The organism is Gordonia sp. ALPHA1B1 (assembly GCF_005502615.1).
Classification (GTDB): Bacteria; Actinomycetota; Actinomycetes; order Mycobacteriales; family Mycobacteriaceae; genus Gordonia; species Gordonia hongkongensis.
Genome location: NZ_SCOC01000035.1, coordinates 1 through 21894, shown reverse-complemented (window position 1 = coordinate 21894; position 21894 = coordinate 1). Strand labels below are relative to the sequence as shown.

General features: G+C 63.3%; 13 protein-coding genes and 1 pseudogene. 6 read left to right on the top strand and 8 right to left on the bottom strand.

Annotated features, from left to right (window positions below; all coding sequences use genetic code 11):
- Position 1: 1 nt before the first annotated feature.
- Genes FFS52_RS19055 through FFS52_RS19045 form a run of 3 tightly spaced genes read right to left on the bottom strand, consistent with a single transcriptional unit; the run spans position 2 to position 7482 of the window.
- Positions 2-6448, bottom strand: coding sequence for a putative T7SS-secreted protein (locus FFS52_RS19055; protein WP_249358713.1), 6447 nt, complete (start codon positions 6446-6448; stop codon positions 2-4).
- Positions 6449-7093, bottom strand: a complete 645-nt coding sequence (locus FFS52_RS19050; protein ID WP_137810600.1) for a hypothetical protein — start codon at positions 7091-7093, stop codon at positions 6449-6451.
- Complete coding sequence (locus FFS52_RS19045) at positions 7090-7482, bottom strand: SseB family protein (protein ID WP_137810599.1); 393 nt, start codon at positions 7480-7482, stop codon at positions 7090-7092. Before FFS52_RS19045 ends, FFS52_RS19050 begins: the two co-directional genes overlap by 4 nt.
- Positions 7483-7996: 514 nt before the next feature.
- Between FFS52_RS19045 and FFS52_RS19040 the strand changes: the two genes are divergently transcribed.
- From FFS52_RS19040 to FFS52_RS19025, 4 genes and pseudogenes are all read left to right on the top strand, one after another.
- On the top strand, positions 7997-8755 hold the full coding sequence (locus tag FFS52_RS19040) for a DUF3558 family protein (protein ID WP_137810598.1): 759 nt from the start codon (positions 7997-7999) through the stop codon (positions 8753-8755).
- 244 nt (positions 8756-8999) lie between these two features.
- Positions 9000-9311, top strand: a pseudogene (locus FFS52_RS23930) (uracil-DNA glycosylase); the annotation flags it as partial.
- A gap of 151 nt (positions 9312-9462) precedes the next feature.
- On the top strand, positions 9463-9981 hold the full coding sequence (locus tag FFS52_RS19030) for a hypothetical protein (RefSeq protein WP_137810597.1): 519 nt from the start codon (positions 9463-9465) through the stop codon (positions 9979-9981).
- Between the two features lie 71 nt (positions 9982-10052).
- Positions 10053-10658 (top strand): class I SAM-dependent methyltransferase, encoded by a 606-nt coding sequence (locus FFS52_RS19025; RefSeq protein ID WP_137810596.1) that lies wholly within the window; start codon positions 10053-10055, stop codon positions 10656-10658.
- A gap of 583 nt (positions 10659-11241) precedes the next feature.
- Here FFS52_RS19025 and FFS52_RS19020 read toward each other — a convergent pair.
- Complete coding sequence (locus tag FFS52_RS19020) at positions 11242-12564, bottom strand: site-specific DNA-methyltransferase (protein WP_137810595.1); 1323 nt, start codon at positions 12562-12564, stop codon at positions 11242-11244.
- Between the two features lie 128 nt (positions 12565-12692).
- On the opposite strand from FFS52_RS19020, the gene FFS52_RS19015 reads away from it, so the two are divergent.
- Both FFS52_RS19015 and FFS52_RS23780 read left to right on the top strand, forming a co-directional pair.
- Positions 12693-14360: an AAA family ATPase gene (locus FFS52_RS19015; protein ID WP_137810594.1), complete on the top strand. Its 1668-nt coding sequence runs from the start codon at positions 12693-12695 to the stop codon at positions 14358-14360.
- A 500-nt stretch (positions 14361-14860) separates the two neighbouring features.
- Positions 14861-15553: a hypothetical protein gene (locus FFS52_RS23780; protein WP_137810593.1), complete on the top strand. Its 693-nt coding sequence runs from the start codon at positions 14861-14863 to the stop codon at positions 15551-15553.
- 228 nt (positions 15554-15781) lie between these two features.
- On the opposite strand, the gene FFS52_RS23775 is transcribed toward FFS52_RS23780, so the two are convergent.
- The 4 genes from FFS52_RS23775 to FFS52_RS18990 form a co-directional block, all read right to left on the bottom strand.
- The gene (locus FFS52_RS23775) at positions 15782-16321 is read right to left on the bottom strand and encodes a hypothetical protein (RefSeq protein ID WP_212743655.1); all 540 of its coding nucleotides are present in this window, start codon (positions 16319-16321) and stop codon (positions 15782-15784) included.
- On the bottom strand, positions 16318-17181 hold the full coding sequence (locus FFS52_RS19000) for an AAA family ATPase (protein ID WP_137810624.1): 864 nt from the start codon (positions 17179-17181) through the stop codon (positions 16318-16320). The genes FFS52_RS23775 and FFS52_RS19000 overlap by 4 nt, the downstream gene beginning before the upstream one ends.
- 469 nt (positions 17182-17650) lie before the next feature.
- Entirely contained in the window at positions 17651-20995 is a 3345-nt protein-coding gene (locus tag FFS52_RS18995; RefSeq protein WP_137810592.1) for an SbcC/MukB-like Walker B domain-containing protein, read from the bottom strand.
- Positions 20992-21801: a DUF4194 domain-containing protein gene (locus FFS52_RS18990; protein WP_137810591.1), complete on the bottom strand. Its 810-nt coding sequence runs from the start codon at positions 21799-21801 to the stop codon at positions 20992-20994. The genes FFS52_RS18995 and FFS52_RS18990 overlap by 4 nt, the downstream gene beginning before the upstream one ends.
- Between the last annotated feature and the right edge of the window lie 93 nt (positions 21802-21894).

Here is a 21894-nt window from a genome sequence, read left to right as displayed (position 1 = left end):
CTCAGAACCTCCCGAAGAACTGGAAGTTGCCAGAACCGTCGAAGACCGCGCCATGTCCATTAGGTGCGATATGAATTGTCCCTCCTTGGAAGTTCCCGCCGGTCTTCCGGACCACCCGGATACCGGGAGACGTGAGGATATCATCTAGGTGATTCTGCCCGGCTTCGTTGACATGCTTGCCGCCAACCTTTTCAAGGTAGCTTCCGGGCCGGTTCATGTGTTTCTGATAGTTGTGCCCAGCCACGGTTAGGTTCTTGGCAGTGCTCGGGCGCCCACCGCTTGCGGATAACGCGTCCAGGTCGGGAGCGGACAGGCGTGGACCGCCTCCGCTACCCCCTGGCAGAGCGTGGCCAACCGGGGTCGAGCTGTTGTTGGAGGAGCAAGCTCCGGTCGGTGCTAGTCCCAGCGGGTCCGCGTAGATCACCGGATTGTCGGGGTACGTATGTGGGTTCGGTGCCGGCGTCAGCCCCAATGGGTCCGGAGTTAGATACCGTCCGGTCCCAGGCTGGTAGTACCGGTAACGGTTGTAGTACAGCCTGCTCTCGGAGTCCGCGTACTGACCGGGAAACGCCCACGGCGTCGACGAGCCCACCCATGTGCTCTCGCCGTATAGCGTTCTTGCCGCATGCCCGGCGACTTCGCCGGTGTGTGGGTCGACGAGGGCTGTGGGAGTCGCGATCTGATCAGTGACGATCGCGAAGAACTCTCGATCGACTTCGGTTTGGGTCCACTCGACCGGCCTGGACGGCGCGAACGTAGGTGACCCGAGGTTGAGGCTCACGTCCGCGTCGGGTGCGCTGTTCCTTGAGTCAGCATCGTCCGTCGCCGTAATCGATTCTGTACTGCGTGTCTGCGCCAGAGGGGTGTACGCGTAGGGCGCGAACGTCCAGGTAGTCGCCGTTAGGTCCGCGTTGGTTCCGGCGTCCGGTGCATCCGGCACTGACTCTGTCTGTTCAACCAGCTGCTCGCCGTGCCAGTGGAACCGAGTGACTGCCCCGGTCGCCGTGTTCGTCTTGCTGAGGCGACGCCCGAGGTGATCGTAGGTGTACGTCCACGTCGTCCCGTCGGGAGTGATCACGCTGCGTAGCCGATTGTGCGCGTCCCAGACGTAATGCCACACATCGGGTTTGCGCGACAATCGCCTGCGACTCATCGTGGTGAGGCGGCCCGCGGGATCGTACCGGTACGACGTCCGGCCGTCGTCAACGAGCAGGGTGCCGGAGTATCGCCAGCGAGGACCCTTCGAGGCTCGGCTAGCGCCTCGCACCTCAGGGGACGGAGACTGGCTAGCGCCTCGCACCTCTGGGAGCAGAGGCTGGCCGGCGCCTCGTACCTCAGAGAACGGAGGCGGGCCGCTGTCTTGCGGGTCATGCGGCGGCGTAGTCCCCGCCCGCGAGTCAGCAAGCCCGTAGGCGGTGATGTTGCCGGTCGCGTCGTAGGTCAGTTGCTCAGTACCATCGGTGCCGACCGCCGCGGTGATCCGCCCAAGGACGTCGACCTGGTAGTCCGTCCGGCCGCGATCAGCGAGCGTCGTCGTCGAAGCGGTGAGGATGCCGTCGGCGCGGTAGGTGTACTCGGCTCGTGCGACGGTGCGTTCCGGTCCCCCGCCGGCCGATCCACTCGAACCGAGGTTCAGCGTCGCCGGATTGGCAGAGACCGTCGCAATCGAACGCCCAATGAGCCGTCCGACCGGATCCCACGACGAATCGATGGCCGTGCCCTCAAAGCGCCGACGCTGCTCGCGGCCGGAGGCGCTGGTGGTGATGTCGCAGGTACGACCCGCCGTCCAAATGAAGTCGAGCACGCCGCGCGGGTCGTAGCCGTAACGCGTGTACACCGCCGTCGGCGTCGTGACCGATGCCAAGCGGCCCGCGCCCGTCCACCCCGATTCGCTCACCCAATCGGTGGATCCGTCATTCACGCCGGTCAGTAGCGGCATGCCCGCCGCCGTGTACGTCGAGTGCCACCGCCCGAACCCGCCGACGACACTTTCCGGCCGCCCGGCGAGGTCGTAGCTGTACTCGGTGACCTCCCCGTCGAAGTCGGGGTTGACAGGGTCCGAACTGCGTTCAGCGACAACGCGACCGGCAGCATCGTACTCGAACGCTACCGTTTGCCCAGCCGCGTTCGTCCGCGTTGCGAGCTGTCCGCCCGCGTCGTACGTGTAGGTCGTTGTCGCGTTATTGAAGTCGATCTCGGACTGCAACGACCCGTCCGGGTTGTATGAGTAGCTCCACACCAGACCGTCGGGGTTGGTGACAGCGACGAGCCGGCGTGCGGTGTCGTAGGTGAACGCGGTTCGCGAACCATCCGCATCGATCCGCGCGACCGGCAGGTCGTAGTGGCCGTACTCCCAACGAGTGGTCGCGCCGACGGGATCGACGTAGGCGACGCAGTTGCCCTCGCCGTCGTACTCCCACCGAGACTGTCCACCATCGGGAGCGACGAGACTGGTCCGATTCCCCATCGCGTCGTACCCGACGGTGGTTCTGGCGCCCTCGGCGTCGACGACCTCGACCGGCCGCCCGAACGCGTCGTATCTGATCCGCGTGGTGTTGCCGAGCATGTCGATGATCTCGGTGGGTAGTCCGGCCGCATTGTTGCGGTAGCGAACCATCACGCCGTCGGGATCCGTGAGCGACGTCAGCGCGCCGTGGTCGTCGTAGGCGTACGACGTGACCGCGCCGGCATTGTCGGTCACCGTCAGCGGACGTCCACTGTCGGTGTACGCGATACGCGTGGTGACCGGACCCGGTTCGACGATCCGGTCGGGCCGTCCCGGACCCGCGTAACTGACTTCCGTCGCTGCACCGTCGGGTCCGACGATCCGCTCAACATCACCGAAAGCGTTGTAGTGCAGTCGCGTCGACAGTCCATCCGCACCGGTGAGCACCATCGGTTGTCGACTGTCGTTGTAATCGGTCCGGGAGATCCGACCCAGCGCATCGATCTCCTGCCGCACCCGATTGTCTGCATCGATGCCGTACAGCGTCGTCGCGCCGACGGCGTCGGTGTAGGTCGTCATCGATCCTGGACCCGCTGTCCGGAGCTGGTAGTCAAATCGCCCGGACCACACTCCGTTCATGCCGGATTGGATGGTCACACGACCCAGGTCGTCGTACCGGTTCCAGTACTCCATCCCGATCGAGTCGCGCCACCAGGTCATCCGCCCGGCGTCGTCGTAGCCGAAATACGTTGTCGCACCGACGGCGTTGGTCGACGCTGCGAGGTGACCACGGTGGTAGGTGAAGGTGCACAGCTGCTGGTTGACCGAAACGCCGTCAACCCCGGCGACCAAGCGGTAGCCGAGGATTCGAGCGCCGTCGCATTGCACGTCGATGCGGTATCCGGCGGAATGCTCGACCGCCGAGGGTCTTCCGTTCTCGTCGAACACGAAGCGGATGCGGTTGTGATGACGGTCGGTCATCGCGGAGACTGCGATGCTCCCGGCCGTGACGTCGACGCCGTTGAGCTCTGGGATCGGGATGAAGAACCAGCTGACGAGCGTGCGGACATGGGTCAGCTGGTAGCCGTCCGTTGCCGTTGCCCGCAGTTCCCAGTCGGTGTCGTTCACGCTCCGTGACACGGAGTCAGCCTGCGGCTTGGGGAAGTTCGTCATGGTGCCGTCGCCGTCGACGATGGTCACCAGGTCGTCGGAGACGATGGCGCGGGCGTCGAACGTGGACGGTGTCGTCGGTCCGAGCCATCGACCCCACCGGTATCGAGAGCGGTGCCGATGCGTGAGCTGCAGCGGTAGGGCCCCGGGCAGATCGACGTCGGTCAGCGGAAGGAAGTACTCGCCGGTCGCGACGTTGACCGGTTCGCCGTTGCTCCGACACTGGTCCGGCGACTCGTTGCCTTCACTGGTGTCGGCGCGCTCCGTCGAACCTGCGTCGGTGCGATCGGGATTCGAGGGGTCGAGGGGTTCGCCGGTGTCGTTGTCCGGGGTGGAGCTGGTTCCGTCCGGGTTGTCGCCGTCCGGTCGGTTGCCGGGTGCGGGGTCTCGCGGCGACGACGGCGCGTCGGGACTCGCTGAGCGGGGATTCGCCGATGGACGTTCCGGTGTGAACGGGCGGTCCGGAATCACAGTCGGTGGGATCGGCCGGTCGTCGGGACCGCTGCGTGGCGGGTGAGGCGTTGGGTCCGGCGCGTTCCGTGCGCTGGGTTCTGGAACGTGATGGGCGTTCGACGGGACCGGGCGACTGCGATCGACGTCGCGCGGCGGAGCGGATTCCGGTGTGGTGCGCGCAGGTGGCGTGCGGTCCGGGGTGTGGTCGGGTGCGCGCGGAGGTGTCGTGGGAGCGTCCGCACGCGCCGGGGCGCCGGGACCGGCCGGCGTCGGAGCGGGTTTCGATTGCGCGGGATCGGGTGTGGCATGTGGCGTCGACGCCGGGTGGTGACCGGCGACCGGTGCTACGGGTCCCGTTGCGGGCGTGTCGGCGTGGTCAGGCGTGCGCGTTGGGGTTTCGACGACGTCGGGTCGAGTTGTCGGCGCGTCGGGATGGATCGAGGCCGGCGTGGGGCGTGGACCAGGCGCGTCTGGGTCGGGTCGCGTGTGAGGTGTTGTGGGACTTGCTGGTTTGTCGGCTTTGGGTGGGTGCCCGCCGATCGGCTCGTCGTGCCGGGTTGGGGTCCGGTCGACGACGGGCTCGTCGGGCTTGGGCACCGACGGTTCATGGGGCGTCGGGTTCGGTGCGCCATCGCGGTCGACGGCGTTGTGTCCGGGAGTGGACTGCCCGGGTGAGTGGTCGCCACCGGGTGCGGCTGCGGGAGTGGTGGTGTCGCCGCGGTTAGGTCCCGGCGGGTCGTCGTCACCCAGGTTTCGTGGTCCAGAGGGATTGTCCGCGGGTCCCGGCGTAGGAGATCCCGGCCCGTCGGACACAGGCGAGGGCGTGGGCTCGGGATTCGGGGCGGGTGCCGGGGTCTCGGGGTTGGGTGTGTGCGGGCCGGGCCCGTCGACAGGTCCGCCGGCGACGGGCTGATCCGGCGACCCGGCGTCGGGGCGTGGCGCGGGCGGTTCAGGTGCACCCCCGCTGGGCGGAGTGTCGACGGCGCCCGGCGATGGTGTGCCCGCGTCGGGGGTGGGAGCCGGATTCGGTGGGCCGGCGGGCGCAGGTGATTCGGGGGCCGGAGCGTCCGGCGCGGGACCGTCAGCTCTGGGGACGGGAGGCGCGTTGTGGTCGACCGCGAGGTCGGGACCTTGCCGCCCGGGCAACTCGGCACTGGGACTGGCACCAGGCGTGTTCGGTGACGATCCGTGCGGCACGGGCGTCGGGTGTGGTGCCGCGGGCGGGGCGTCTGGGTGATACGAGGTCGGGCTGATGTGTGGAGTTGGTGACGGGGTCGGGGCGTTGCGGCCAACTTTCGTGAACCCAGTCAGTAGGCCGCCGCCCTTAGGCCCGGGCGCGATCATCATCACCGTGTTGCCGATGACGTTGCCCAGCGCTTGGGACGGATCCGTCGACCATCCGGATCCGGCGAAGTTCCGGACGAACTCGTCGGGATGGGCGACCTGGTGCACGATCCCGGTGACCATGGTCGCCGAGTTGCGCATGTACTGGTGGGGGTTTGCGATGTTGTACGGGTTCTGCGGGAGCATCATGTTGAGCCCCTTGACAACCTCGGTGACCGACCCGATCAGACCTGCCTCGAAGTGTGTGAAGCTCGTGAACGCGGCGGTCCCGACGTCGCTGGCGGTCATTCGCGCCTGATCGAACGCGGACGGCATCGGCGGCGCCATGTTCGCGGCGTCGCTCAACTCGGCCTTGACGCCCGGGGCCGACGAGTTGCGATGGTCGCGGCCGACTTTGAGGACTCGCTCCGCCTCCGCTCGGTATCCATCTCGCGGGCTGGGTCCGGGATGAGTGGGCGGGGTGTCGCGTCGATCGTTCTTGTAGTCGTCGAGTTCGTCGTTGTAGATGTTGGCCTTGGTGACCCACTCGGCGTGTTTGCGCTCGCCTTCTTCCCAGATTCGGATGGCGTCCGCGGCCTTCTGCTGCGCGAAGGTGACGACTCCGGCCCAACCAGTGAGTGCTGCAGCGGCTTTGGACGCGGCGTCGCCGGCTGCGAACCACTGCGGAACCTGTCGGCCGGAGGCATCCCGGAATTCCACGGCGCCGGTGCCGGACCAGTCGCCGACCGAGATGCCGCGTAGCCCTTCACCCGCCGCGACGAAATTCCCGGCGAAGCCCGTGAACTTCTCAGCGAGAGCGGTGATCCCGGCAGGGTCACCGAGAATCAGCTCCTTGGGGTCGTTGGTCTGCCCTAATTGCTGCTCGTCGGGCATGGCGCCCAGCGAGTTGGCGACGCCGTCACCGAGATCTTCGACGTTGGTGGCGATGCTGTCTAGGCCGACAGCCCGCAAACCGCCGCCGAGGAGCTCGGTGGCGCCGTCGACGAGTCCGCCGACGACCTCCTTACCACCCTCGAAGACGTCGAACAGGCCCACTTACTTCGTCCCCGGCATGTCAGCTGGTTTGCTCTCGGCGGTGCTTGCTGAGGGGGCGGTGAACCCGTCGCGTTCGAAGCCGTCGATCGTGTCGGTGACAAGCGACGACGGATCGACCGAATGGCGTCCGATGGTCTCGAGGTCCTCGACCATCGTCTGTCGGAGTTGTTGACCGAGCTCCTGGTGTTTCCGCATCTCTTCCGGCGTCAGGGCCCACTGTGGGTCGGTGATGGCGTTCTTGTTGTGCTCCCACAGATCGCCCCACGACATGGTCGTGAGGTCTTCCGGGGTGAGGCTCGGGTCGCCGATTACATCCATCGTGAAGTTCTTAAGTTGGTCGCCTGCCCACGTCTCCTCACGTTCGTAGTGGCTTGCTCCGAGTCCCAGTCCTTTCGAGATCTCAGCTGCGCCGGTGACCAGCGCGCGAACGCCCCACTCCCAGCGGTCGCAGTACTCCTCGAGTCCGCTCTTCGGGTCGGCGTGACCGATGGTGCGGCCGTCGAGGTCGAGGTCGCCGTATCCGCGACCGATCGCGGCGCTGTAGTCCGAACCGACCCCGGTGTCGGCGAGCCCGTTGATCACGCCGTTGATGCCGGCGCTGGCCTTGATGAGGTCGGCGGGGTCGACTTTCAGATTGTCGGTCATCGGACTACCTCGCCCTCGCCATCGTAGTAACAGTGCGGTGTCAGCTCGCGGGATGGCGGGAACGTCATCGTCGACGGTGTCGCAGGATCGACCACGAGGCCGGTGGGTTCAGGGGCTTGGTCGAGGACTCGGTCGATCAGCGCATGACCGGGAACGTCGAGGTAGCGGACCTCGTCCAGGTCGCGGTCGGTGAGCTCGGCGAAGTCACGCAGGCGTTCCGGCGTCGTGAACGCCAGCATCCACGGGACACCGGCCTCCACCAGCGTGAACAGGCGTCCGTGGAGGTCGAGAGGAACAGCGAGGGTGGCATCGCGGAGAGCATCATAGAGCCGAGGTGGATCGCCGAAACCGGACAAATACGCCCGCACCTCATCGACATATGTCGTCATCACCGGACTCCCCCGCAGTCATCACCGTGTGCCGGTTGATGCTAGATGATGAAGTCCAGGTTCTCGCGGCGGTGTCCACAACAGACATCAGTTCACCGCCGTCTTGCTGGAGAGGTCAGCGGTGAATCATCGAAGTGGTCCGCCAACTCACAAGACAGATGGTTGACGTCGTGACCAGGGAAGCCGTACTACTGTGTTCGTCGAGGTAGACCAACGCTCAGGCCCGACACGGGGAGGAAGCCTGTGAGTACGCCCTTCGAAGACGACTCGTTGCTGCCAAGGCCCGTCCCGGACATGCCGATTAGTCCTCACGGGCGTTCCACGATCCTACGGTCTGAGCGACTTGCGTGGGAGCAACGCGCGGCCGTCGCCTCAGACGCTGCGCATCACTTAACAGCCGCTTCGATAGCCCTGGGCGAGGTTGAATCGACGAACTACTTTGGCGATTGCATTGAAGGTGACAACTTCTTCAACGCATTCACCCGCGCACTTGATCAGCTGAGCACGCAGATCGATGAGAATCTCAGGACTGCGCGAAGCCTCGCGAGTCAGTGCGTACAAGCTTCACAGCAGATCTCGTCCACGGACGAAGAGAGCGCCTTGTCAATTGAGGCCTAGTGAGTCGAGTCGTCTGGTCATTTCTGTTTTCTTGGCGGCGGCATCGTTGGCTATCAGCTCGTGCGCGGTATCGGGTACGCCGCAGGCGGGAAGCTCGGGTGTCTATGAATCATCGGCCCAACCGAGCGGAGAAGTCGCGGGAATCAGGCAGACCGACGATCAGGGACGATATTTACCCTTTGTGAATCGTTTTCCGAATCGATGGAGCGTCAACAATGATGCTACGAACTACGAACCATGCACTTACGTGGCCCAGTCGACGGTAATCCGTTTTGGACTCGATCCCGGGTCTGTGGAAGACGCCGCTTCATCCGACTTTCAGACCGCGCGCGGATGCCGTTGGTACTACGTCGATGACGCTCTTTCGTCAATCAGTCAGTCTGTGGGTAACCTCGTGCGGCCCGACCAAGGTTTGCGCGGCCACAAAGACCGAATCGGGAACACTTTCGATCTGCTACCCGACCTCGAGGTTGGCGGTAGGCAGGTGCTGCAAGGAAGCCGACTACCCGGTTCATGCTCGGTCTTCGTTCGTTCTGGCGATGCGGTAGTTGTGACTACCGTTAATAGATTCGACATAGTGCGACCTCCGACTGCCGAAGTTTGCAATACGGCAGTTGAGTTTCTGCGCGCAACGATCGCCGATATTCCTTTGTAGCCCCGGCGAAGGATGACTCACCGCTCCTACATAATTGAATCGGGTCGGGCGCCTCGTGCGTGCCGATCGCGAAGTGGTGGCCGGGCAGACACCCAAATGCCCGCTTGAGTACTTGGCGAACCTGGCGATTGACGATCGAACGCGTCACGGACTTCCATCATGAACTCCGAGTCGTATGCACAGTTCATCCGTCTTCCGGTTATGGGTGTCCGCGCTCTAACCGATTGGATCGGCTCATCGCAGTGTCGTCCACTGGAACGTGGTGCCGTTCCCGGTTGCTGGTTTGAAGAACGGCGGATCGACCCCGGCGGAGCGGGCGCGCGGGGCCCGTTGGACCCGGGAAGTGGTAAGTCTGCTCCCAAATCTCGAGATCGTCCAGCTTCTCGGTGGTTCCGCTCGCGATGGTTGGCGTCGTGCATCCATCACGCGCGCCGGTATCTACGTGCCGGCAGGCAAGATTCTGCACTGTTCGATGCGTGGATTGAATACCGCAGGCGGGCGCAAGAGGTTCGAAGCCGCGATCGCCGACGTATCGACGAGACTCATGCCGGCCTGAGCACCCACCTGGAACGGATGGGGACTGCGGTGACGTTATGCCACCGGCGTGCAGTCGCAGCTTCGGGACGCCACACGGCTCCGACCGGAGTGGGCCAATGCGCTGTGCAGCAGGATCTCTCGCTGCCGTCGAACCGCCCTACTGTCATCGCATGACGACTGACACGCATGGTGCGCAACGAGTGTTGCGAACACGCTCCGCGTCCACACCGTCCACGGTGTGGCTGGCCACCGGACTGATGATCACCGGAGCGAGCATCCAGCTCATCGGCATGTTCCACGCGCTCTCGTTGGTCGACGCAGTCAGGGAAGAAGCACGTCTGCGGCAGTCCGTTCGCCTCGGTGACGGATCAACTTATCGGAGCTCTGACGCACTAGATGTCGCGAGCGAGACCGGGACCAACGTCGCGACCGGTTTGATCGTCGCGTCCTGCCTCGCACTTGCCGGACTCTGGCTACTGCTCGCGTACGCCAACCTGCGCGGTTTCCGCTGGGCACGCGTGGCGGCCACTGTCATCGGCGCGGTAGGCATCGTCTCCGGGATCACGTCCGTAGCAACCTACGACAGGTCAGTGACCAGCACGCTCGACGTCCTGCTGTTGGTCATCGAAGTCGCCGTACTGAGTCTCCTTTGGCATCCGCGTTCAGCGCCCCACTTCCGCCAGAAGTGACCTGACAGTCGGCCAACGCCCCGCTGCGTTTCGGCTCGGTCGATGATTCCGGCGTTTGGCAGAATGCGGGCATGGTCGAACAGAGCATCTGGATGCAGAAGTCCGCCGCGGATCCCAACCACTCCAGCTGGTACGTCGAACGCTTCCGCACCCTGGCGCGCGAGGGTAACGACCTGGTCGGCGAGGCTCGGCTCATCGACACGATGGCGTCGCGCGGGTCCCGCATCCTCGACGCCGGGTGTGGCCCGGGGCGCGTGGGCGGGTACCTCGCCGAGGTCGGACACCAAGTCGTTGGCGTCGACGTCGACCCGGTCCTCATCCAAGCCGCTGAAGAAGACCATCCAGGCCCGCGATGGCTGGTGAACGACCTCGCCGAACTCGATCTCCCCGCCCGCGGCATCGACGAACCGTTCGACCTGATCGTCTCGGCCGGCAACGTGATGGCGTTCCTCGCGCCGAGCACCCGTGTCACCGTCCTCGAGCGGTTGCGCGCACATCTGCGCGACGACGGCCGCGCGGTGATCGGGTTCGGCGCCGGCCGGGACTACGCGTTCGACGAGTTCCTCGAGAACGCAGCCACCGCCGGCTTCGCTCAGGACCTGCTCCTGGAGTCCTGGGACGTCCGCCCGTTCACCGACAAGTCGGAGTTCCTCGTAGCGGTCTTGCGGCCCGCGTAGGAACTGGTCGGCATCTGTGCGCTAACCGTCAAGAGCTCTGACGACAAGCGAATCAGCCGTCGGCGGTCTCTCGATCGCGGCAACCTAATTATGGTCCGATATGGCTATCATCGTCATCCGTTCTCGTCGCTAGGACGTAGTCCCCGGGGCGCCGATGGGAAGTCATTTGTGCCGCCGTAGCGCTTTGCACCGCCGGCATCGACGGCAGACGTGGCTCCTCTGCCTAGGTAATCAATTACACTACGTCCTCGCCTACGACACCGGCGCAGCTCTCGCACGTGAGCTGTACGGGTTAGCGCCGAGACGTCAACTGATTGGTTGCAATAGTTGTCCGTCTCGGACCGCACTGCAAGCATTCTCCAGGTTGACGCAGTTGCTGGAAGAGGGTCTCTTCTCCTGCTGATCACCTCGGCCGCAGGGACTTCAGACCGATAAATTGAACGCGGAAACAGGGTTGGGACGTCATGTCCGAATAGACCGAACCAGAACGGCAACCGCGGTCTACTGCCATATCTACTGCAGAATCGACTGTCACCGGTGTCTCGCACCGCGTAGATCGCTGCTAAGTGAATTTGGGCAACCATCAACTTGTCTTGCGGAAGATCTCCTCCGCAACCTGCACTGGAGACTTCGTCGCAGTGTCGATCGGCAGCCGTTCGTCAAGTTCGCGAACCTTCTCCTCAGCCACGTTCAGATACTGTTGGGATACGTCTACGCCTATGACCTTCCGGCCCAGTGTAAGCGCAGCGACTGCTGTGTTCCCTGAACCGACAAAAGGATCGAGCACAACGTCGTCGACGTCGGTGGAGATCGCGATGCACCGTCCAGGCAAAGCGAGGGGGAATTGCGCTCCATGGCCATCTCCACCGGACGAGACTGGTAGAACCCACACGTCGGATAGCTTATCTCCCTCGTAGAGAGCATTCCGCCCACCCATACTGGCGGTTAGGCGGCGGTAGGCCTCCTTCTCGAACTTAGGAGCCCGTTGCGTCGAGAAGTGCATAACATACTCCAAGCTACGGCTCACGCGGGAGTTCTGCGGTTCGGGCAGGCTAATGATCTTCGCCCAAGTAATGGTGCTCTTAACGAAGTACCCGATTCGGCTAGCCCGAGAGGCTACTAACGCCGGGATCCCACACTGTTCCCCGTCTTTTACGTACGCGTGCCCGGCGCTGTATCGATGATGCTCGTGATCGCCCCATTTCTTTCGGTTGCGGCCATCCATCGCCTGCAAAGCCTCGTATGCGTTCCCTCGGATCTGCGTCCGCGTCATGTAGGTGTCCATCAGGTTCCACCAGATCGAAGCAGACTCGGTCAGTATTGGGCGCAACCGGTGAAGTACCTCGACTGTGTGACGAACGAAGCCTTCGGGCGTTTGCTCGTGGCCGTAGGCGCACTCCTCGCCGTCGGACCACTTGACGACGCGGGACTCTTTGTAAATGCGCATTCCCCAGTACGGAGTTGAGGTAACAACGCACTGCACGCTTCCAGCAGGAAGGGAATCAACGACTTGCATAAAGTCGCCATGGATTAACTTGTACTTCTGTTCATCAGAAAACTGCTCGATCCTCTTTACGGCCTTCGCATCAGCGTTCGAGAACAAATAGTCCAGAACCCGACTACGGGGCACGAATGTTTCCGCGAACGCGTCCTGGTCAAGCAATTCCAATATGTCCGCCACATCGACCCGCTTTTTGTTGCCGACAACCTTTCGGATGAACGACGGAGCCATGCCCACAACGGGAGCGACCGCCTCGATTGGGAAAGTCTCTGTGCGCTCCGCGTACGTCGTCCGATCCAACTTTGCGATCGCTGTCCGGGGATAGATGTTTGGTAAGTCTGGGGAGGGTGGCCCGGCAACGCGCTTCCGTCGTTGAGGAGTCTGGGAACTGCGGCCGGTGCTCATGATGCAACCCTAGAGCGTCTCACCGACGGCGATCGCTCGCAGTGCCCGCGTGTCGCGCTCTAGGACTCCTCTAGCCTGTCAGCATTACGTGAAGGTGGTATCCACCACGTCGATGAAAGAGGACCAGCATGCGGCTGAGCGCAGAGGCGATGAACGCCGCCCTAGCGGACTTCCAATCCCTGCAGTACTCCACTCAAGACGCGTCCGCCTACGAGGCATTCCTCTCCGCGAAGTGGGTGCACGCGAACCAGGACGGTGCTCTACCATCCTTCAGCAACATCGGCTTGGCAGTCCCCGAGGTGTTCACCGTCTTGCCCGAAATCCCTCTAGGGAGACTCGCCCCCTTCCGGTACGACTGGAAGACGGTCGAAGGAACGGGACGCAAGACCGTCTGGAACAACAACTCCCGGGGTGGGAACAAGAAGTCTCTTACGCTTTTCGCCAACCACGACATCCGCGGGGGTCTCCTTCCTGACGCAGCAGTCTTGCTCGGCGCGCTCCTCCCGGCGGAGAAGCCCGCGTGGCAGTCACTAGCTGTGCTGATCCTCCTTGACCATGAATTTGCAGAGGGCGACGACTGGTCCGTCGCGAAGGTAGAGTTACTCAACCGGTTGGGCCTCTCTCAAGCTGAGCTCGACGCCATCACTTCGCAAACACCGCTCGGAGTACCGCTCCTCGGACAGGTCGAGTGGGACGCAACGACGATTCCCGAGAGCCTCGGACCACCCGAGTCGGTGGTGGTACAGGCGCCGTCGACGCAGACTACGTCAGCGCCGAGGACCGCCCCCACGTCCGTCAGCGTCGACCCTCGCGTCGAGCGGATGCTCCGGCTCGCGATCAAGACCACTGCATCCATCCTGCTCGTCGGCCCACCAGGGACAGGTAAGGGCACGTTGCTGAAGTGGGCGCTAACCGAAATTTCCAAACAACCCGAGGCATTCGGCTTCGCTGACGGCTTCGCTCCCGACCCCATGTGGCGAACCCCCGATGAGAGTTGGACCTCGTTCGAGCTCATCGGCGGTCTCGCCCCCGATCCGACGGACGGCAAACTGCGCTGGACACCCGGCGCGTTACTCAGCGCCATCGATGAGGACCGTTGGCTGATTCTGGACGAGACCAATCGCGGCGACATGGACAAGATCATGGGTCCGCTCCTGACGTGGCTTTCAGATCAGGAGGTCGAGGTGGGGCGGTCCGAGACTCACGGCGGGACCGCGATCCACATCGGCTGGGGCAAGGGCCAGCGGTCGACCGTCATCGACGACCCGGATCAGCTACGTTACCTAGCGGGTACCGACTTTCGTCTGTTCGGAACCTACAACCCGCAAGACGCGCAGCGAGTGTTCAGGTTCGGTCAGGCGCTGTCTAGGCGGTTTGTCGTCATCCCTGTGCCGGCGATCAAGCCAGGGCAGTTCACACAGTTGCTTGAGGAGACGTTCGTGAGCCTCGCCGCCGACGCAGTTGCGGCGATCTCGGGTCTGTATGCCGCGCACCTGGCGGATAGCGCCACCGCACTTGGCCCAGCTGTGTTCCTGCGTATGGCGTCTTACTTGCTGGCCGGTCTGCCTCCGACACCCGATGACGCCGTTTGGCCTGCAGAAGACTCAGAAGGTGTCGACACCCCACTTCTTTCGGAGTTGCTAGCTGAGGCATACGTGATGGGCGTTGGTCGTTACCTCGCCGGATTCGACGATCGCACCTTCGATGCGCTGCAAGAACGAATCGTGACCGATGAGAACGGCCTTCCGCACGGACAGTGGATATGGGTAGCCAAGCAACGCAACGTTCTCAGTTAAGAATGCCGGCCCTTCCACGCCGAGGTCTAAGTGAACTGCTCCGAGGATGGACCAGTGACGGCCAGATATATGAGGCCCTCGGCGCGGCGGGCAGCGTGGATACTTCGTTTGAGTGGTCCGCGCGTGATATTGAACGTCGCGCGTCACGAGTGCTCCTCGAAAGGATGACGCCCGACCTGCAGCGCCTTCCTCTGGTCGCATCGGAATGGCTGCCGCATGTCCCGATCGCTGCGACCTTGTCGCGCGAGGTGGCTTCCCGGCCGCTAAGGCCGACGGATTGGGCTTCGACGGCGCGGCGCTTTGGGTGGCCGCCGTCCGCCTGGGTCGGGAACCCCCGGTCGCGTACGCACGATGAAACTACGGTGCAGGTCTTGGTGTGGGTAGCTCGTCGGTTGGACGCAATGTTGCATGGAGTCCAGCCGACGTCGAAGCTACTCGCGGAACAGATCGAACCGTACATCACATCGATGGCGGCGGTAGTAGACCTAGAATTTGATGACGTGGAACCCGTACGCCCTGATCGCCTCGACATTCGGTCGCTTGCCGGCTCCGGCGCACCGTGGTCAACGCTCGCGGTGGTGTCAGACGCTCTCGTACGAGCAGAGACCGACCTCGAGTTCCTCGCGTACGAAATTATTGAACCGATCCCGGACTTGCAGTGGCGCCTGTTCCACCTGTCTGTCCTTGGCGAGGTTCTCCAGGCACTGCGTGGGCTAAATGGACGCGTCCGGTGGAAGGCCCCGCTGAGCGCATCCCAGTCAGTTGGTCCGCAATTTGAAGTCGCGATAGGACAGGACGTTTGGGACCTTTGGTTCGAAGCGTCAGGCGCCGCGAAGCGGTACGGTGTCGAATCGCCCTACTGGTCTGCTACGTCTGCTGTGAACGTCGCCCGTAAAACGATCGGAGCTGACGTGATGCTCTGCCGGGCGGGATCGAGAGCATTGATGTTCGAATGTAAGTGGAGCATTGACGGCACTTATGTGGGCCGAGATGGGTACCACCAATCGTCGTCGTACCTAATAGAGGCGCGGTCGGGTTTCGCGACAGACGGATGGTCCTACGTGATCGGTCCCTCCGAGGTTGTGCCTGACCGTAGCGAAACCGCACTGGCGTGGCCCGGAGGGGCTGCGATGATCGGGGTGGGCAATATTGATCACGTGTCCCAGCTCGTGCGGGAAGTGGTGATCTTGTAGCCCAACTCTGAGGCCCGACCGGAAGGTTCGTGAATTGCAGTTCACACGAGAGCCGCTGCCGTGCGAGTTTGATCTCGTCTCCTCTGAGAGCGGCCCCGGATGACACGCCGCCTTCAGCGGTCTATTTACGAGTTGTCAACTTCACGGATACCGTTTCGGTAACGGTCTGGCTGCATCGTTGCTAAGAGCCCAGGACAGTGAAAACCACAAATCTACCCACCGCTAGGTTCAATGCCCTTCGGGAGGCAAATCCGAGTTCTCATGGGTCCGAAGACTCATTCCAGTGCCTCGGTCGGCATCACGGCCGTGCGATGATTCTGTAGACGTGCGGAATGCAGAGCCCTTAGCTGTCCGTGACGAGACCTTCTCAACAATTCGATCAATCACCCGGCTAGGGGTTTTCCATTTCATCGCTAGACGATCGTGGTCCATTCCATGTTCAGCAACGATGTCACGTAACTCATCCAACTTGAGAGCACCAAGCTGGCTACGGAGGCCTAATTCTCCCGAGTCCGCGTACACTTCGAATGGATTGAGCACACCCGGCGAACGGCGTCCGATTCGTTTGGACGGGTTCACCAGCTCTTCATCCGACACGAGCGCGCCGGCGATCGCAGTCGCGAATCTAGGACTACGCATCGCTTCGGTTGCCACGGCTTCCGTCAATCGAGCCAAACACTTTGCGAGATTCGGATCCTTTCTATGTAACGCCGCCAATGCGGCGGCCGCACTGTCTACAACCAAAGAATCATCCATTTCCTTTTTCATGTCACATCCTCGACTGCCTTGATGAACTCGCCAGCCAAGGTCCGAAAAACTTCGTGACCTCCCTGGTATTGATACTTCTGGCGGAGGGTAGACGTGCCCGCAAACTCCGCGGACCCGGCTATGGCGTTCGCCTCGGGTATTACCGTATCGAACACAACCGGCAAGTCATCACTCTCGCGAAGACGTTTAATGGTCGCGTTGTGCACGGTGGAAGCGGCCCTGTACTTGGTGACGACGATTCCTAATTCATGGATCGTGTCTCCAAGATTGTGCGCAAAAGCCTCTACTCGCGATTGGATCTGGGGAATTCCGTATGTACTTAACACATCTGGGATCGTTGGGATGATGTAGCCATCGCTAATCCTGAGCCCATTCAAAGTGACAATCCCGAGGTTTGGCGGGCAATCAACAAGCACGTAGTCATAGTTATCAAGAATCGGTTTCACAGCACGACGAAGAAGATCAGTTGGATTGTTCGAATAGAATTTGCCAGACGACATTGAGGCTAAACGGTCTTGGACGTCAATCAGGTCCAGGGACGAAGGAAGTAAGTCAACGTTGCGGACTTCCGCAACTGGGCTGACGTTCTTCTGTAAAACCTTCTCCAATACGAATCGACTGTCCTCCCCCTCTGCCCGCAAGGCATCCTCGAACAGTGAGGCCAAGGTGAAACCGTGGTCGTTGAGTTTGCGCCACTTCTCTTCGCCGATTAGCACAGTAGTTGCGTTGGTTTGCGGATCGAGATCAATCACCAGAACGCGTTTCTTGAATTGCGTCGCCAGTAATTCCGCTAAACCAATGGTAGTTGTAGTCTTTCCCACCCCACCCTTTAGGTTTATTGTCGAAATAACACTCGCCATGTGTCTACCCCTTCTTCGTAAGTACCTATCGATAGATCCGCGACTAAATACGGGACCGCTCCGCAACTCAGCCACAGGCGTCGGAAAGCGATCATCCCTGTTTCTCCAGTTTGCGACCACGTTGCGGCCTACTTTTGCGAGTTCCGCAACCTCCGCCAGTCCGACGAGTTCGTCCGCCATCGCCTTCCCCTGTGAAAAATGTTCACGTAAGGACTAGTGTGAACCTTGTTCACGCAGCTGTCAAGATAGGACCCTCCTTCGGGCAGAACGACCGACAGTCCCCGCCCATCGGTTTCGATGACTCGGCGCCGACCTGCTGTGACGGAACTAGCAGGGTTGCAACCTGATGGAGGAGGTCTGGCCTGCAACGCAGGCGCGCCAGAAAGCGTGAATACTGTGTCCTTTTGGGTGTACGCCGAGGCTCAAGGACGCCTTCCCTTCGACCTTCGATGTCGGCGGGTAGGGACACTCACACTGGCAACTGACTCCCCGACCGCCTCAGCTCCGAGAACGCTCTGATCCCTGTCGACGTAGCGGTAGCAACCGGCCGCAACTCCGGCCCAGCCTCTGTCTTCGACACCATCACGACGTTGTCCACGTATGGCTGAATCGTGCTGGTGTTCTGGACTGTCGCAACGATGATCAGCTGGAACCCGAACTTCCGGAACGCGCTCAACGCCTGTTGGGCGAACTGCGGGTCGGACTTGGAGAACGCCTCGTCGAGCATCAGCTGAGCGAAGATCGGCCGGTTGTCGTTGCCGTGGGGGCTGGCCAGGTTGAAGCTCAGCGCACCGGCGAGGCAGAACGCCATCAGCTTCTCCTGCTCGCCACCGGAGTTGTCGCCGGCGTTCGAGTAGGTGCGGATGGTCTCCCCCGATTCGGCGTCGTGCTCCTCGCAGTAGAAGTCGAAGCGGTTGCGCACATCGAGGGCGTCGCGCGTCCACTGGCGGTCCTCCGGGGTGTTGCCGGCGAGGCGTTCGCGCAGCAGCAGGATGTCGGAGTACTGCTCGAGGATGGCCTGCTCGTCGCCGAAACTGACCGCGGTTGCGCGGTTGGAGATCTGCCGGGCTTTCTCGGTCAGTTCCTCGACCGCGGCGAGCTTCTTGCGGCCCGGTCGCAGCCGCAGGCGGGTGCCGCGGTTAAAGGCGACCGCGCCCAGGCCGGTGTTGACGCGCTCGATCTGCTCGACGATGCGTCGTTCCTCGGCGTCGGCGGCCATGTGCAAACCCAGGATCGCGCCCGGGGCCTGCTCGGTGATGAGGCGGCGCATCCGCTCGTAGGCGGCCGGCAGCTCACGCTCGTCGATGCGGCGGCAGACGGCGACGTAGTCGTGCAGACGTTCGTCGAAGTCGTCGCTGTCGTTCGGGATGGCGTCCGGGAACTCCTCGTCGTAGGTGTCGAGGATGCGAGCCAGCTCATCACGGGAGCGTCGAGCATCTGAACGCATACGGTCGCGCTCGCGGCTTGCGGCCTTGACGATCTCCTGGCGGTACGGCTCCGGGTTGAGCACGTCGAGGGTCGCGGACAGGTCCTCGCGGAAACCGTCGAGGGTCTTCTCCGCCTGTGCGGGAACGTCTTCGGGCTTCAGCCGGTCGATGAGGTCGAGGAGCTGCGTGCGCCGCGAATCCTGGCGGGCGATCTTGTCCTTGACCAGCGCGGCCTGCGAAATCGCGTTGCGCACCTGCTCCCACAGGTCTTCGGCCTTGCGCTGCAGGGCTTCGACGTCGGGGTTCTCCTCGATCAGCAGGTCGTACTGATCGGTGAGCTGGTCGACGCGGTCATCGACGGAATCGACGTCGATCTCGTTCCACTGCGTGAACTGCTCGCACACACGGCGATACGCGTCGCGGCGTCGTTCCTTGGCACTGCGTTCACGGTCGAGCTCGGCGCAATCCTGGCGGGCATCCTCGAACGCCCGCTCCTCGTAATCGAGTTCGTCGCGGAGTGCGGCGATCTTCGACGCGACGTCGCCGACGAAGATGTACTGTGACCGCCGCAGCTGCTGGCGGTCGTCCTTCACCGCGAGCTTCGCCGAATCCTTGCGCAGGCCCTGGTCGGTGACGGCCTTGGCATGCTGGGAGAACTCGCCGGGACTGTCGACGCACATGTGGTTGCCCAGCTTCGACAGGACCGTCATCGCCTCGGGGGCACACGGGTGCGAGGCGTCGACGGGACGCAGCTTCGACGCCAAGGTCCCCGGCTCCAGAACGGGCATCGGGCGGGAGTCGGCCTGGTGCAGCTGGATCCGGCCGCGCATGTCGTGCGAGTTCACGAACCGCAGGGCCGCGCGGAAGTGCTTGTCGGGCACCAGCAGACGCAGGCCGACGTTGCGCAGCACCTTCTCGACGGCCAGACGCCAGCGCTCTTCGTCGGGATCGAGTTCGACGAGTTCGGCGACGTACTTCAGCTCGGACTCGTCGATCTGGAGTCCGTGGGCGATGGCGCGGCGCATCTCGTGTTCGGTGCGCGGCAGCGCGGAGCCGGCGTTCTCGACGCGGCCGAGTTCCTCCATCGCGGCGTCGCGGCGGGTACGCGCGGCGACCTCGCTGGCCAGCGCCTCTGCGTAGTGGGCGCGCCCGGCGTCGAGCTGGCCGTCGATCTTGGCGGCCTCCTCGGTGAGTTCCTCGCGCAGCAGCCAGAAGCCCTCGGCCCGCGTGGGTGGGGTGAAGCCGAGCGCGGAGACCTTGTCCTCATACGCGTTGCGTCGGGCGGTGACCTCGGTGCTGAGTTTCTGTGCACCACCGAGCTGTTCGCGAAGCGGCGCGAGGTCGCCGGTGGAGGTGGCGATCCGGGACAGCAGCAGGCTGTGGTCCTGGCGGAGCTGGTCGTGCTGGGTGGTCAGCGCGGCGAGATCACCGTCGAGACGGGTGATCTGGTCGTCGAGGTCGGCGACCTCGGGCTGCGCGTTGTGGATCCGCAGGTTGTTGACGTAGCTGCGGATGGTGGTGTTGTCGATGGTGTCGAGGACCGAGAAGGTGGCCGCCTCCCCCGCGTACCGCTCGTGCACCTCCTCGATGTTGCCGAGAATGGTGCGCTTGCGGCGGGCGACGTCCAGCAGTTCGCGCGCTTCGACGAGCGGATCGATCTGGTCGAGGGCGTCGGCGATCCCGACGATGCTGGTCGGGGCGTCGAGCATGAACTCCCGCACGAACTGCGCGAGACCGCCGACGCTCTTGAGCGACTTTGCCTTTCCGAGAAGCTGCTGCGCGGCGTCGGAGCCGCGGATCCCGATGAGCGAGTACAGCGTCGAGAGGTACTTGCCCTCGCCGGGGCCGCCACGCCAGCCGCGGTCGCGGAACTTGGCCGAGTTGTAGTTGTTGGCGGCCCACTCGTTGCAGGCCTCGACGATGTCGGCGTCACCGTCGTAGATGAAGTACGAACTGTGCGCGTCGGTCATCTTGCCCGCGGCAAGCCATTTCAGTACCAGGCCGGTGATGGCCTCGCCGGAACTGGAGGTGTAGGTGACCGCGATGGCCGCCCATGCCGGGCCGGTGCCACGCAGGTACATGATCTCGCGGTGGGCGTTGGTGCCGTCGCGCCGCTCACCCCACGCGCCGCGCACGTACTTGCCGACCGTGCGCTTACCGCTGGAGGATCCGGCCGCCGTCGCATCGCCCGAGGCGTTGAAGTTGCGTCGATGATCTGGCAAGAACGCCAGCGAGATGGCGTCGAGCAACGACGACTTACCGCTACCCGACGAACCGGTAATTAGAGAACCGTTGGGACTGAACGGGATCGAGTGATACCCGTCGAACACGCCCCAGTTGATCAGCTGCAACCGGGACAGGTGGTACTGGTCGACCTGCCCGCTCACCAGTCGTCTCCTTCGTCGTTCTCGCCGTAGGCCCCGTCGAGGTCGGCTGCGTCGTCGTCGCGTTCGGCAGGCTCGTCGGCGAGGTCCTCCGGCGGCACTTCCCCGGTGTCACCGGAACCGATGAACTGCTCGAACTGTCTTTGCAGATCGGTGATCACCGACGCCGTCATCACCGCGGAGATCACCGGGCTGACGATGAAAGTGTCCGCGTCGTCGCGCTGCTTGCGGAGGAACTCGAGCTCCTCCATCTTGTCGAGGGCGCGTTCGATGCGTTTGTCGAAGAGCGCGAGGTCGCGGTCGATGGTGTTGGTGACGCCCGCGAAGAGCTCGTGGATCTCCTCGCGGGTGATCAGCACCGGCTCGTCGCGGGCGGCGCGCACGTACTTGGCCAGGTGCAACGCCAGGATGGCGTCGTAGGTGTGAATCGTCTCGCGCTTGAGAATCTTTCGGCCCCAGCGGGAGTCGTAGCCGGCCTGCTCGACGAAGGCGACCTGCAGCTCGTCGACGATGCGTAGCCGGAGGTCGAGTTCGGAGAGACGACCGCGCAGCACGTCCTGGTACTCGGCCACCCACGACCACAGCTGCGGCTGCCGGTCGCCGCTGATGTAGCGGCGGGTCAACAGGTTCTGCAGCGCCCAGCACGCGCGGTCGGGCAGCTCGCTGACGTCGCCGTCGAAGCGCGGTGCGTTCGGCGTGTGGGTTGCCGCGCGGTTCGCGACGGTGGGCAGGTCGTCGAAGCCGGCGAATTCGTCGGGGGTTGTGGGGGCGCTGGGGTCAGTGTCGGGACCCTTCGTGGCAGTGAGAATGGGTGTGGGTGGTTGACCGGGTTTGGGTCTGACTTACTTCGTGGCTGACGGTGCTGTCATGGGCGAGATGTGTCGGCCCGGAACTCCGGTCGA

Bases quoted from the DNA above. Each gene is read 5' to 3' on its own strand.
- FFS52_RS19050 (WP_137810600.1), bottom strand. From the start codon at position 7,093: ATGACCGACAATCTGAAAGTCGACCCCGCCGACCTCATCAAGGCCAGC.
- FFS52_RS19045 (WP_137810599.1), bottom strand. From the start codon at position 7,482: ATGACGACATATGTCGATGAGGTGCGGGCGTATTTGTCCGGTTTCGGC.
- FFS52_RS19040 (WP_137810598.1), top strand. From the start codon at position 7,997: ATGAGAATCTCAGGACTGCGCGAAGCCTCGCGAGTCAGTGCGTACAAG.
- FFS52_RS19030 (WP_137810597.1), top strand. From the start codon at position 9,463: ATGACGACTGACACGCATGGTGCGCAACGAGTGTTGCGAACACGCTCC.
- FFS52_RS19025 (WP_137810596.1), top strand. From the start codon at position 10,053: ATGGTCGAACAGAGCATCTGGATGCAGAAGTCCGCCGCGGATCCCAAC.
- FFS52_RS19020 (WP_137810595.1), bottom strand. From the start codon at position 12,564: ATGAGCACCGGCCGCAGTTCCCAGACTCCTCAACGACGGAAGCGCGTT.
- FFS52_RS19015 (WP_137810594.1), top strand. From the start codon at position 12,693: ATGCGGCTGAGCGCAGAGGCGATGAACGCCGCCCTAGCGGACTTCCAA.
- FFS52_RS23775 (WP_212743655.1), bottom strand. From the start codon at position 16,321: ATGAAAAAGGAAATGGATGATTCTTTGGTTGTAGACAGTGCGGCCGCC.
- FFS52_RS19000 (WP_137810624.1), bottom strand. From the start codon at position 17,181: ATGGCGAGTGTTATTTCGACAATAAACCTAAAGGGTGGGGTGGGAAAG.